12 protein-coding genes are annotated in these 13,122 nt (G+C 64.2%); 5 read left to right on the plus strand and 7 right to left on the minus strand.

What is annotated here, in order from left to right:
- Positions 1–142: 142 nt before the first annotated feature.
- The 5 genes from FJ434_RS05195 to FJ434_RS05215 all read left to right on the plus strand — a co-directional run bounded on the left by FJ434_RS05195 (position 143) and on the right by FJ434_RS05215 (position 5,867).
- On the plus strand, positions 143–1,297 hold the full coding sequence (locus FJ434_RS05195; protein WP_140509186.1) for an ABC transporter substrate-binding protein: 1,155 nt from the start codon (positions 143–145) through the stop codon (positions 1,295–1,297).
- A 177-nt stretch (positions 1,298–1,474) separates the two neighbouring features.
- Positions 1,475–2,473, plus strand: a complete 999-nt coding sequence (locus tag FJ434_RS05200; RefSeq protein WP_140509188.1) for an ABC transporter ATP-binding protein — start codon at positions 1,475–1,477, stop codon at positions 2,471–2,473.
- Positions 2,474–2,579: 106 nt separating this feature from the next.
- On the plus strand, positions 2,580–3,539 hold the full coding sequence (locus FJ434_RS05205; RefSeq protein WP_140746630.1) for an ABC transporter permease: 960 nt from the start codon (positions 2,580–2,582) through the stop codon (positions 3,537–3,539).
- On the plus strand, positions 3,529–4,344 hold the full coding sequence (locus FJ434_RS05210) for an ABC transporter permease (RefSeq protein WP_140509190.1): 816 nt from the start codon (positions 3,529–3,531) through the stop codon (positions 4,342–4,344). The genes FJ434_RS05205 and FJ434_RS05210 overlap by 11 nt, the downstream gene beginning before the upstream one ends.
- Positions 4,345–4,439: 95 nt before the next feature.
- Positions 4,440–5,867: a gamma-aminobutyraldehyde dehydrogenase gene (locus tag FJ434_RS05215; RefSeq protein WP_140746290.1), complete on the plus strand. Its 1,428-nt coding sequence runs from the start codon at positions 4,440–4,442 to the stop codon at positions 5,865–5,867.
- A gap of 151 nt (positions 5,868–6,018) precedes the next feature.
- On the opposite strand, the gene FJ434_RS05220 is transcribed toward FJ434_RS05215, so the two are convergent.
- From FJ434_RS05220 to fdhF, 7 genes are all read right to left on the minus strand, one after another.
- The gene (locus tag FJ434_RS05220; RefSeq protein ID WP_015314126.1) at positions 6,019–6,333 is read right to left on the minus strand and encodes a hypothetical protein; all 315 of its coding nucleotides are present in this window, start codon (positions 6,331–6,333) and stop codon (positions 6,019–6,021) included.
- 43 nt (positions 6,334–6,376) lie between these two features.
- Positions 6,377–6,739: a nuclear transport factor 2 family protein gene (locus FJ434_RS05225; RefSeq protein ID WP_140746293.1), complete on the minus strand. Its 363-nt coding sequence runs from the start codon at positions 6,737–6,739 to the stop codon at positions 6,377–6,379.
- Positions 6,740–6,821: 82 nt separating this feature from the next.
- Entirely contained in the window at positions 6,822–7,301 is a 480-nt protein-coding gene (locus tag FJ434_RS05230; RefSeq protein ID WP_140746296.1) for a carboxymuconolactone decarboxylase family protein, read from the minus strand.
- Between the two features lie 109 nt (positions 7,302–7,410).
- Positions 7,411–8,964 carry an alpha/beta fold hydrolase gene (locus tag FJ434_RS05235; protein ID WP_140746299.1) on the minus strand — a complete coding sequence of 518 codons (1,554 nt, stop codon included), beginning with the start codon at positions 8,962–8,964 and terminating at the stop codon, positions 7,411–7,413.
- Between the two features lie 105 nt (positions 8,965–9,069).
- Positions 9,070–9,381 (minus strand): formate dehydrogenase subunit delta, encoded by a 312-nt coding sequence (locus FJ434_RS05240; RefSeq protein ID WP_027142158.1) that lies wholly within the window; start codon positions 9,379–9,381, stop codon positions 9,070–9,072.
- The gene (gene fdhD, locus FJ434_RS05245) at positions 9,371–10,201 is read right to left on the minus strand and encodes a formate dehydrogenase accessory sulfurtransferase FdhD (protein ID WP_140746302.1); all 831 of its coding nucleotides are present in this window, start codon (positions 10,199–10,201) and stop codon (positions 9,371–9,373) included. Before fdhD ends, FJ434_RS05240 begins: the two co-directional genes overlap by 11 nt.
- Before the next feature lie 2 nt (positions 10,202–10,203).
- Positions 10,204–13,116 carry a formate dehydrogenase subunit alpha gene (fdhF, locus tag FJ434_RS05250; protein WP_140746305.1) on the minus strand — a complete coding sequence of 971 codons (2,913 nt, stop codon included), beginning with the start codon at positions 13,114–13,116 and terminating at the stop codon, positions 10,204–10,206.
- Between the last annotated feature and the right edge of the window lie 6 nt (positions 13,117–13,122).

Below are 13,122 nucleotides of genomic sequence, written 5' to 3' on the forward strand. Positions count from 1 at the left end.
AAGCACCTTCCGTTTCACGGATACAAGCTGCCATCAGAGCGGCGTCAAGTCCAACGGACGAGCTGACAAGTTTTTCAGTCCGCGCGTGATCCAGCGAAAACCGGAGCGGTTTCTGGATCACGCGCCAAAATGGGAGTCGATAATGAATTCATTCCTGAAGTCGTGCACTGCTTTGACGGTCGCGCTGACCCTCTCCGGTCAGGCCATCGCCCAGGTCAAGGAACTCGGCAAGGGCGAGGGCGAGGTCAACATCGTCGCCTGGCCGGGCTATATCGAGCGCGGCGAGACCGACAAGGGCTATGACTGGGTCACCGCCTTCGAGAAAGAGAGCGGCTGCAAGGTCAACGTCAAGACCGCCAACACCTCGGATGAGATGGTCTCGCTGATGAACGAGGGCGGCTTCGACCTCGTCACCGCGTCGGGCGATGCCTCGCTGCGCCTCGTCGCCGGCAAGCGCGTGCAGCCGATCAACACCGATCTCATCCCGGGCTGGAAGACGGTCGACGACCGGCTGAAGGACGCGCCCTGGTTTACTGTCGGCGGCGTTCATTACGGTGTGCCCTATCAGTGGGGACCGAACATCCTGATGTACAACACCGAGGTGTTCAAGGAAGCGCCGAAGAGCTGGAACGTCGTTTTCGAGGAGATGAAGCTGCCGGACGGCAAGTCCAACAAGGGTCGCGTCCAGGCCTATGACGGACCGATCCACATCGCCGACGCCGCCAACTACCTGATGTTCCACAAGCCGGAACTCGGCATCAAGGACCCATACGAATTGAACGAGGACCAGTACAAGGCGGCGCTCGAATTGCTGCGCGTCCAGCGCACGCTGGTTGGCCGCTACTGGCATGATGCCGCCATCCAGGTCGACGATTTCCAGAATGAAGGCGTGGTTGCTTCGGGCTCGTGGCCCTATCAGGTCAATACGCTGGTCGCCGCCAAGAAGCCGGTCGCCTCGACCGTACCGGAAGAAGGCGTCACCGGCTGGGCCGACACCACCATGATGGAAGCCGACGCGGCGCACCCGAACTGCGCCTATATGTGGCTCGAGCATTCGCTGGCGCCGAAGGTGCAGGGCGATGTCTCCGCCTGGTTCGGCTCGCTGCCGGTCGTGCCCGCCGCGTGCAAGGGCAACGAGCTGCTCGGCGAGGAAGGCTGCAAGACCAACGGCTACGACAATTTCGACAAGATCAAGTTCTGGAAGACGCCGGTCTCGAAATGCGTCACCCAGAACGACCAGTGCGTGCCCTACTATCGCTGGGTGTCGGATTATATCGGCGTCATCGGCGGACGGTGATCTCTCTTACCCTTCCCCTCGTGGGGAGGGTCGACGCGCAGCGTCGGGGTGGGGCTGCTCGGCCGTCTGTGCAGGTCACCCCCACCTGCGGCTTCGCCGCGACCTCCCATCGAGGGGGAGGTGAAGCGGCGTGCTACGGCAATCCGACAGAACCAACCGGCAACAGACTGACATCCCATGACCCCAGCCGTTTCCTTTCAAAGAGTCTCGCGCCATTTCGGCAGCGTTCGCGCCGTCGACGCGGTCGACCTCGACATCGTGCCGGGCGAATTCTTCGCCATGCTCGGACCGTCCGGGTCCGGCAAGACCACGTGTCTGCGCCTGATCGCCGGCTTCGAGCAGCCGACGGCGGGTTCGATCTCGATCTTCGGCGAGCGTGCCGAAGGCGTGCCGCCCTACCGCCGGAACGTCAACACCGTGTTCCAGGACTACGCGCTGTTCCCGCATCTCAATGTGCTCGACAACGTCGCCTACGGGCTGATGGTCAAGCGCGTGAGCAAGGCCGAGCGGCACAAGGCGGCGGAAGAAGCGCTCTCGCTGGTGCGACTGCCCGGCTACGGCGCCCGGCGGCCCGGCCAGCTCTCCGGGGGCCAGCGCCAGCGTGTCGCGCTCGCCCGCGCGCTGGTCAACCAGCCCAAGGTGCTGCTGCTCGACGAGCCGCTCGGCGCGCTCGACCTCAAGCTGCGTGAAAACATGCAGGAGGAGCTGAAATCGCTGCAGAAGGCGCTCGGCATCACCTTCGTCTTCGTCACCCACGACCAGGGCGAGGCACTGTCGATGGCCGACCGCGTCGCCGTCTTCAACGATGGCAAGATCATGCAGATCGGCACGCCGGAGGACATCTATCAGCGGCCGAGCACGCGCTTTGTCGCTGATTTCGTCGGTTCCTCGAACGTGCTGCCGCCGGATTTCGTCCAGCGTTATTCAGGCCAGAGCCGCTGGGGCAGCCTGCGGCCTGAATCCATTCGCGTCGGCCGTGCCGCAAGCGGCGAGGGCGTCGCCGCGCGCCTCGTCTCGACCAATTATCTCGGCGCCACCACCCGGCTGGCGCTCGATGCCGACGGATTGAAACTGCACGCCGTGGTGCCGGCCGGCACTGCCCTGCCGGCGGAGGGCGAGGCGGTGGTGCTCACCTTCAACCGCGAGCACCTGCATCTTATGGACGAGCCGGCATGATTGACGTTTGCGTGAAGCACTCCCCTCTGTCCTGCCGGACAGAGGGGAGTGTGAAGGATCTCGGCCTTGCCGCCATTGATCCAATCGACATGGTGGCGCCGTGAGCATCGTCGCCCTCAACGCCAATCCCGTACCCGCCATCCTGCCCGGCAGCCGCGGTCTGCGCGGTGCGCTCTCCGACCTTTTCTGGCGCCGGCCAAAAGTCCTGCTGCTCCTCATGCTGCTGCCGCCGGTTTTGTGGCTCGGCATCGTCTATATCGGCTCGCTGTTCGCGCTTTTGGCGCAGAGCTTTTTCTCCATCGACGAGTTCTCCGGCCTCATCAACCGCCAGTTCACGCTGAAGACCTATGGCGACCTGTTACAGGCCGCCAATCTCGACATCATCCTGCGCACGGTGACGATGGCGGCCCTGGTTACGCTGGCTTCGGCCATCGTCGCCTTCCCCATTGCCTACTACGCGGCGCGCTATGCACGCGGCCGCTGGAAGGCACTGTTCTATCTCGGCGTCATGCTGCCGCTGTGGTCGAGCTATCTGGTCAAGATCTATGCCTGGAAGCTGATCCTGGCCAAGGAAGGCATTTTGACCTGGCTGCTCACCAAGCTGCACTTGTTGTGGCTGCTCGACGCCTGGCTGTCGCTGCCCGTGGTCGGTGGCAATTCGCTGTCGGTATCGTTCACCGGCACTTTCATCGTCTTCGTTTATGTCTGGCTGCCTTTCATGATCCTGCCCGTTCAGGCGGCCCTCGAGCGCGTGCCCGGCAATCTGGTCGAGGCGTCGTCCGATCTCGGCGCCTCGCCCGGCCAGACCTTCCGCAACGTGCTGTTTCCGCTGGCGCTGCCTGGCATCGTCGCCGGCTCGATCTTCACCTTCTCGCTGACATTGGGCGATTACATCATCCCGCAGATCATCGGGACGTCGCGCCTGTTCATCGGCCAGGCCGTCTATTCGCAGCAAGGCACGGCCGGCAACATTCCGCTGGCCGCCGCCTTCACCGTGGTGCCCATCGTCATCATGGGCTTCTATCTCTGGGGCGCCAAGCGCATGGGGGCCTTCGATGCGCTCTGACCCTGGTCAATCCGCTCCGCTCGGCCTGAAGGCCGCCGCTGCCTGCGGCCTGCTCTTCCTGCATTTGCCGATCCTGCTGATCTTCGTCTACGCCTTCACCACCGAGGAGAAGAGTTTCGTCTGGCCGCCGCCCGGGCTGACCACGCAATGGTTCGCCGTCACCTGGAACCGGCCCGACGTCTGGGAAGCGCTGTCGCTGTCGGTCCGCGTCGCCGCCATCTCGACCACGATTGCGCTGGTGCTCGGCACGCTGTGCGCCGCCGCCGTGTCGCGGACGAAATTCTTCGGCCGCGAAACCATCTCGCTGCTGGTTATCCTGCCGATCGCGTTGCCCGGCATCATCACCGGCATCGCGCTGCGTTCGGCCTTCGCGCTGGCAGACATCCCCTTCTCGTTCTGGACGATCGTGCTTGGCCACGCCACTTTCTGCGTGGTCGTGGTCTACAACAACGCCGTCGCTCGTTTCCGTCGCACCTCGGGCTCGATGATCGAGGCCTCTATGGATCTCGGCGCCGACGGCTTCCAGACTTTTCGCCACGTCGTGCTGCCCAATATCGCCACCGCATTGCTCGCCGGCGGCATGCTCGCCTTTGCCCTTTCCTTCGACGAGGTCATCGTCACCACCTTCACCGCCGGCCAGCAGCAGACGGTGCCGATCTGGATGCTGGAGGAACTGATCCGTCCGCGCCAGCGTCCGGTCACCAACGTCGTGGCCATGGTCGTCGTCCTGGTGACGCTGCTGCCGATCCTGTTTGCCTATTACCTGACCCGCGACGGCGACCAGATCGCCGGAAGCGGGAAATGAAAAAAGTGAGTGGTGAGTAGTGAGCAGGGAATAGCCGAATCCACGGTGGAAGCTCATCCACTACTCACTACTCACCTCTGCCCAAGGAGACCCCAATGGACACCCAGATGCTGATCGGCTCCAAATTCGAGAAGGGCGCCGAGACCGAGGAGCCGATCCTCAATCCGAAGACCGGGGCGACCATTCTCAACTTGCCCGAAGCCAGTCAGGCACAGATCGAGGCCGCCGTTGCGGCAGCGGGACAAGCGTTCGTCTTGTGGTCTCGCACCACGCCGGCGCAACGCTCCGGCTATCTGCTCAAAATTGCCGACCGCATCGAGGCCGAGGCCAAGGAATTTGCCACGCTCGAGGCGCTGAACTGCGGCAAGCCTATCAACGCAGTGCTCAATGACGAAATCCCGGCCATCGTCGACTGCTACCGCTTCTTCGCCGGCGCGGTCCGCTCCATGCCGGGTGTGGTCGCGGGCGAATACCTGCCCGGCCACACCTCGATGGTGCGGCGCGATCCGATCGGCATCGTCGCTTCGATCGCGCCATGGAATTATCCGCTGATGATGATGGCCTGGAAGCTGGCGCCGGCGATCGCCGGCGGCAACACCGTCGTCTTCAAGCCGTCGGAGCAGACGCCGCTGACGGCGCTGAAGCTGGCAAGGATTCTGGCCGAAGTGCTGCCCGAGGGCGTCGTCAATGTCGTGCTTGGCCGGGGCGACAGCGTCGGCAACACGCTGATCAACCATCCCAAGGTCAATATGATCTCGATCACCGGTGACGTCGCCACCGGCAAGAAGGTGCTGCAGGCCGCCGCCAAATCGGTCAAGCGCACGCATCTCGAACTTGGTGGCAAGGCGCCGGTCATCGTCTTCGACGACGCCGATCTCGGCGCCGTCGTCAAGGGCTTGCGCGCCTTCGGCTACTACAATGCCGGCCAGGACTGCACCGCCGCCTGCCGCATCTATGCCGGCAAGAAGATCTACGACAAGCTGGTCGCCGATCTGTCCTCCGCCGTCTCGACCATCAAATACAACCAACCCGACGACACCGAGAACGAAATCGGGCCATTGATCTCGCGCCGCCAGCGCGATCGCGTCTCGAGCTTTGTCGAGCGGGCCTCGGAGCTGAAGCACATCGAGATCACCACCGGCGGCAAGCCGGGCGAGGGCACCGGCTTCTACTACCAGCCGACCGTCGTCGCCGGTGCGCTGCAGGAGGACGAGATCGTGCGCCGCGAAGTGTTCGGCCCGGTCGTCTCGATCACTCGTTTCACGGAAGTCGACGAGGCGGTGAGCTGGGCCAACGACAGCGACTACGGCCTGGCGTCATCGGTGTGGACCAGGGACGTCTCACGCGCCATGGCGACCGCCGCCCGCCTGCAATATGGCTGCACCTGGATCAACACCCACTTCATGCTGACCAACGAGATGCCGCATGGCGGGCTGAAACAGTCCGGCTACGGCAAGGACATGTCGCTCTACGCGCTGGAGGACTACACCGCCGTGCGCCACGTGATGGTTGCGCATGGGTGAGAAGCGGTGCGCGAAGCGGACGAAAAGCCAATTGCTTGGCTTTTCGAGCTTCTAACGCCCTGAGCCTGCGAAGAGCCGGGACGCCGCCCGTCCTTCTCCCCTTGTGGGCCCGAAGGGCGGGCCACAAGGGGAGAGGTAAGTTGCACAGCCGCTACTCCACGATGCGATAGATGTTCCACAGGCTGGTGCCCGACACGACATAGGGCTCCATCTCCTTGCCCCATTTGGCGTGCGCGTCGATCTTGCCGATCTTGGCGAACATTGCCTCCAACTGGGCCAGGCTCTCGACCTGGTGATGCGACTCGACCGTCGCTTCACGGGCACCGATCGATCCGGTCATGATCTGGAATTTGAGTTCCGTGAGGCCGACCTGCGAGCCGATCTCGCGTTCCCATTTCCGCATCAACTCGAGCACCGTCTGCTTGTGCCCGAACTTGGCGTCGATCTGCCATCTGGCGCTGAACATGTTGATTCTCCTCCATCATTTGCGGCTCGGGCCGCGGGTTGATCTACTCGTCCCAGGCCTGCACGACGGTCTGGCGCGCGATCAGGCCGTTCTTCAACTCCAGCATCGCCGCGCAGAACACCTTGGTGCCGTCCGGGTAGGCGCATGCCTGGGTGAATGCCAGGCTGTCGCCGTCGGCGATGGTGGTGTCGACCTTGTGGGTCATCGCCCGGCTGCAGATGTCGTCCCAGAACGTCGTGATCGCCGCGCGCCCGCGGATTTCGCGTGGCTTGCTCGGCGGGTTGTTGCGGTCGATCACCCGCACCAACGCATCGTCGGCATAGAAGCTCGACAGCATCTTTCCATCACGCCCTTCGATCGCCTTCTTGATCGCCGCGCCGTCCACTGTTTGGGTCTTGGTCAGCATTTATCCTCCATATGCCCGTCTTCACGATCGGGCGGTTGATGCTTTGAGGTGCCGCCCGGCACTCATCGCCGGGCCGGGGTCTTCACTGCGACTTCGCCTTTACGGCAGCGAATACGCCGTCGGTTTGTTTCTTGAAGGTCGCGAGATCGATCTGGCTGCCGTTGAGGATCGTCGACCAATGGCGAACGATTGCCGCCATCGCGATCGTCTCCTTGATCTCCTCGTCGCTCGCGCCGTTGAGCTTGGCGGCCTCGGTGTGGAAATAGATGCAATACTGGCACGGGATCTGTGACGCGACCGCGAGCCCCATCAACTCCTTGGTCTTGCCGTCGAGCGCGGTCTTGGGGTTGAGCTGGACGCCCTTGATCTCGGCCCAGGCGCCGGCGATGGCGACGTCAGGCAGTGTCTTGAACATATCCGGCACCGAGCCGAGCGTCGCCTCGATGTCCTTGTAGGCCGCTGTCGCCGACGCATCCTCGGCCTTCGCCGGAGTGATCGTGAACAGCGCGCCAATGCCCGCCGCGATCATAAGTGACCTGACATTCAGTTTTGACTTGGGCATTTCATCCTCCGTTCGCAGCGCCTTTCCCGGCGATATCCGCCTTGGCCTGCATGGGGAATTGATAGCGCCTACATCGGTGTCCCCGCTTCGCCCGAAAGCGCCATGGCTCTCATGGCCCGTCCGGGCCAGTCTGCCTGGCGGAAAATGCCGCCGCCGCCGCTCGCGATGGCAGGTCGAGCTTGAGCAGTATGTTGGCGACGTGGCGCTTGACCGTGTGCTCGCTCAGCCTGAGTTCCGCGGCGATCGCCGCATTGCTCTTGCCATCGGCGATCAAATTCACGACTTCGCTCTCGCGCGTTGTCAGGCAGGCCGGTTCGGTCGCCCTGGTCTTGGGCCGGCAAGCCGGTTCCAGGTGCTGTTCGGACATCGCAAGCACAAGCGCCAGCGGCTCGTCCAGCTCGTCGATGGCGATACGCCCGCGATCGACGAAATGAAGTCCCGAGCCGACTGCCAGATCGGCGACCAGCCTCGATGCCAGTATCTCGCCGCGCCCGGCGAGAGCGGCGAGTTGTATCGTCACGCGGCTCGTCAATCCTGCAGGGGGCCCGCGCAACTCGATCTCGCCGACATGCGCCCCTTGCGCGCTCGCCACCCCGATTTGCTGCGCCGCGTCGCGCAACGCCGCCGCGCAGCGTAAGGCCCGTCCCGGGCCTTCGAAACGCGAAATCATCATTTCGCCATGCATATCCGCGCAGCGCCCGCCATGGCGCACCACAAGTGTCCGCCATGTTTCGTGGAAATGCTCGCTGCGTTCGCTCCACATCCTGTCGCCAAGCGGTGCCGTGTCGTAGATGCGTGTCACCAGAAGTGCGGCCAGAACGCGTTCGGCTTCGGCCACGGCGCGCTCGCCGGTCAGGAATTCCTCGATCAGGTCGGCCACCCGGTCGACATCGCCGGTCCAGATCGGATGGTCGCGCCCCGGGATTTCGACCAGCCGCGCGTTGGGGATCTTCCTGGCCAGAAAGCGGCTGGCGTCGGGATCGACCCGCACGTCGTTGCGGCGATGGATCAGCAGCGTCGGCGCGTCGATCGCCGCCAGGATACCGCGTACGTCGATCTCCGCGTTCATCCGCGCCAGCGCCGCCGCTGCCGTCGGGCTGGCCGAGAGCCGTTCGAACCGCGCCCACCAGGTTGAAAATCGGGCGTCATCGACCCTGCCCGGCGCGAAATTGGGCAAGGTGGCGCCTGTCCCCCAGGCCGTCTCGGCCGTCGCGATGAAGGCTTCCAGACGCTCCGGCGGCATCACCCATTTGTGGAAATGCGCATAGCCGCCATAGAGCGCCAGCGCCCGCGCGCGCTCCGGATAGCTGGCGGCGAACAGCATCGCCATCGGCGCGCCTTCGGAAGCGCCAAGCAGGGCGGCACGGCCGCTGCCGGCCGCATCCATCACCGCGCGCACATCGTCCATGCGGGTCTCGAGGCTGGGCAGGTGATGGACGTCGACGCGGTCGGAGAGACCCGTGCCGCGCTTGTCGAACAGGATCAGCCGTGAGAACGCCGAAAGCCGCCTCACGAGCCTGGTATAGCCCTCGTCTTCCCAGTGCAGGTCGAGATTGGAGATGAAGCCCGGCACGAAGATGAGATCGAACGACCCCTGGCCGATCACCTGATAGGCGATCCGCACCTCGCCGCTAAGGGCGTATCGGGTCTCGATCGGCCTCACGAGGGTGTCCGCCCGGCCTGACGATTTCTGTTCGCCAACCATAGCAGAGCCGCGCCGGTTGCGGCAGTTTATATTTTAGCGGAAGTGAATGTGCGGCCGCCGCGGCTATTCTTGCGGTGCCGCGACGTCGCCCGGAAAAGCCTCGAGTCCGAGCTTGAGATCGGCCTCCGCCGGCGTGATCGGCCGCTTGATCCTGGCCGAAGCGACCACAACCAGTTCGTCGAAGCCTTCGCCGCCGCTGTCCAGCATCTCGAAAAACTGGCGCCGCATCCTCGGCTCCCAAAACTTGTTGATATGTTCGGCGACGCCGGCAACGCCTTCCTCGCGTGGCCTGGAGTGGAAAAAGGCGGCGATCTGGTTGGCCATGCGCACCAGCTTTTCCCGTGTGCTCATGATGTGCTCTTCGTCATGCGACATGCTGGGTAACTCCGGAGATCACCCGGTCAGGGTGCGTAAAAACATCGAAATCATCGCCGCGCACCAACGCCACTAGCGTCATGCCGGCTTCCTGCGCGGTGCGGATGGCAAGGGCGGTGGGAGCGGAAACGGCGATGATGAAGGCCGAACCGATCGCTGCCGTCTTCTGCACCATCTCGACCGAAACACGGCTGGTCACCACGACCGCGCCCGATGCGCCATCTATATTGGCCTTGGCCAGCGCCCCCGCCAGCTTGTCGAGCGCATTGTGGCGGCCGACATCCTCGCGCGCCATGACGACGCCTTTGCCAGGCACGTAGAAGCCGGCTGCATGCACGGCGCCCGTCTCGGTATGCAGCGGCTGCACCTTCGACAGCAACTTGACCGAGCGGATGATGTCGTCGGCCTCAAGCGTAAGTTTCGACGCACCGACCGCATCGACCGAGCGCATCGCTTCCTCGATGGATTCGATGCCGCAGAGCCCGCAGCCGACCGGTCCGGCAAGCCGCCGCCGCCGCGCTTCGAAGCGCGTATTGGCCTGGTCCTTCAGCCGGATCTGAATATCGATGCCGGCGCCATGATCTTCCACTTCGATGGCTTCGATCTCGTCAGGCGCGGCGATGATGCCTTCGGTCAGCGAGAAGCCGAGCGCGAAATCCTCGAAATCGGCGGGGCTCGCCATCATCACCGCATGCGTGGTGCCGGCAAACGAGAACGCTACCGGCGTCTCCTCCGGCACCATGCGGTCGGCCGCAGCCGTGCCGCCGGCGCGGTGCGCCAGTCGCGATATCTGCGTCGTCGCTTTGCGGCGCGCGGCCAAGACTACTCCGCCGCCTGCAGCGGTGCGATGCGCCGGCTCTGTTTGGCCTGCTCGTCATAGTCGCGCTGCCATTCCGACGGGCCGTTGGACGCGCCGACCTGCACTGCGGTCACCTTGTATTCCGGACAATTGGTCGCCCAGTCGGAGAAGTCGGTGGTGATGACGTTGGCCTGCGTGTCGGGATGGTGGAAGGTGGTGTAGACCACGCCCGGCGACACCCGGTCGGTGATCAGCGCGCGCAGCGTCGTCTCGCCCGAACGGCTGGTCAGCCGGACCCAGTCGCCATCGCGCAGGCCGCGGTTTTCGGCGTCATGCGGATGGATTTCCAGCCGGTCCTCGGAGTGCCACATGACATTTTCGGTACGCCGTGTCTGCGCGCCGACATTGTACTGCGACAAGATCCGGCCGGTGGTCAGCAGCAGCGGGAAGCGCGGTCCGGTCCTTTCGTCCGTCGCCACATATTCGGTGCGGATGAACTTGCCCTTGCCGCGCACGAAGCCGTCGACATGCATGATTGGCGTGCCGAGCGGTGCCTTGTCGTTGCAGGGCCATTGCACGGAGCCGACGCGGTCGAGCAGGTCGAAGGAGACGTTGGCGAAGCTTGGCGTCGTCTTGGCGATCTCGTCCATGATTTCGGACGGATGCGTATAGTTCCAGTCGAGACCGATCGCGCGGGCGAGCTCCTGCGTCGCCTCCCAATCGGCGTAGCGCGCCTTCGGCTCCAGCACCTTGCGCACCATGTTGATGCGGCGCTCGGCATTGGTGAAGGTGCCGTCCTTCTCGAGGAAGGTCGAGCCCGGCAGGAAGACGTGCGCGTAGTTCGCCGTCTCGTTGAGGAAAAGGTCGTGCACGACCACGCATTCCATCGCGGCAAGGCCGGCGGCGACATGCTTGGTGTCGGGATCGGACTGCAGGATGTCCTCGCCCTGGATGTAGATGCCCTTGAACGATCCGTCGACTGCCGCATCCAGCATGTTGGGAATACGCAGGCCGGGTTCGTCGTCGAGTTTCACGCCCCACAGGCTCTCATAGATGTCGCGCACCGCGTCGCCCGAAATGTGCCGGTAGCCCGGCAGTTCATGCGGGAACGAGCCCATGTCGCACGAGCCCTGCACATTGTTCTGGCCGCGCAGCGGATTCACGCCGACGCCCGGGCGGCCGATATTGCCGGTGGCCATCGCGAGATTGGCGATCGCCATCACCGTGGTCGAGCCCTGGCTGTGCTCGGTGACGCCGAGGCCGTAGTAGATCGCGCCATTGCCGCCCTTGGCGTAGAGGCGCGCGGCACCGCGGATCAGCTCGGGATCGACGCCGGACAACTTGCCGACGGTTTCGGGGCTGTTCTCCGGCAGGGCGACGAAGGACGCCCAGTCCTGGAATTCCGCCCAGTCGCAGCGCTCGCGGATAAAGGCTTCGTCAAAAAGACCCTCGGTCACGATGACATGTGCCAGCGACGTCAGCACGGCGACATTGGTGCCGGGCTTCAGCGGCAAATGGTAGTCCGCCTCGACATGGGCCGACTTGACCATCTCGGTGCGGCGCGGATCGAGCACGATCAGCTTGGCGCCCTGGCGCAGCCGCTTCTTCAGCCGCGAGGCGAATACCGGGTGCGCGGACGCCGGATTGGCGCCGATGATGACGGCGACGTCGGTGAATTCGACGGAATCGAAATCCTGCGTGCCGGCCGAGGTGCCGTAGGTCTGGCCGAGCCCATAGCCGGTCGGCGAATGGCAGACGCGCGCGCAGGTGTCGACATTGTTGTTGCGGAAGCCCTGCCGCACCAGCTTCTGGACGAGATAGGTTTCCTCATTCGTGCAGCGCGAGGAGGTGATGCCGCCGATCGCGGTACGGCCGTACTGGTACTGGATGCGGCGGAATTCCTTGGCCGTGTGGGCGATCGCCTCTTCCCAGGTCACCTCGCGCCAGGGATCGCTGACCTTTTCGCGGATCATCGGCGACAGGATGCGGTCCTTGTGGGTGGCGTAGCCATAGGCGAAGCGGCCCTTCACGCAGGAATGGCCGTGGTTGGCCATGCCTTCCTTGTAGGGCATCATGCGGATGACCTCGTCGCCCTTCACTTCGGCCTTGAACGAGCAGCCGACGCCGCAATAGGCGCAGGTGGTGACGGCAGAGCGCTCCGGCAGGCCCTTTTCGAGCACGGTCTTCTCGCGCAGCGCATCGGTCGGGCAGGCCTGCACGCAGGCGCCGCAGGACACGCATTCGGAAGCGATGAAATCCTCGTGCATGCCGGCGACCATGCGCGATTCGAAGCCGCGGCCCTCTATGGTCAGCGCAAAAGTGCCTTGCACCTCCTCGCAGGCGCGCACGCAGCGCGAGCAGACGATGCACTGCGCCGGATCGTAGGTGAAATAGGGGTTGGATTCATCGCGGGCGATGTAGTCGACCGCGAGCGAGCCATGGCCCGGCGCGACGCCGCCTTCTTCCTTGACGTGGTTGCGGCCCTCGACGCCATAGCGATTTTCGGTCAGGCCGACGGACTTCGCCACCACATCGAACTCGCTGGCGCCGGTTCCGGCCTTCTCGTTCCAGCCGGTCGGATGATCGGAGACGTAGAGTTCCATGACGCCGCGGCGGATGGCATCGAGCCTGTCCGACTGCGTGCGCACCACCATGCCTTCGCCGACAGGCGTCGTGCAGGAAGCCGGCGTGCCGCCGCGCCCTTCGATCTCGACGAGGCAGACGCGGCAGGAACCGAAGGAGTCCAGCATGTCGGTGGCGCAGAGTTTCGGGATCTCCACTCCGCCTTCCATCGCCGCACGCATGATCGACGTGCCTTCCGGCACGCTGATGCTGCGGCCATCGACGGTCAGCGTGACCTGTTTTTGCGCCTTCGATTGCGGAGTTCCGTAATCGAGTTCTTCGATGAGCGTCGGGAAGTCGGCCTTGATGTTCATCTGCCA

Origin of the sequence: Mesorhizobium sp. B2-5-13 (assembly GCF_006440535.1) — a bacterium.
GTDB lineage: Bacteria > Pseudomonadota > Alphaproteobacteria > Rhizobiales > Rhizobiaceae > Mesorhizobium > Mesorhizobium salmacidum.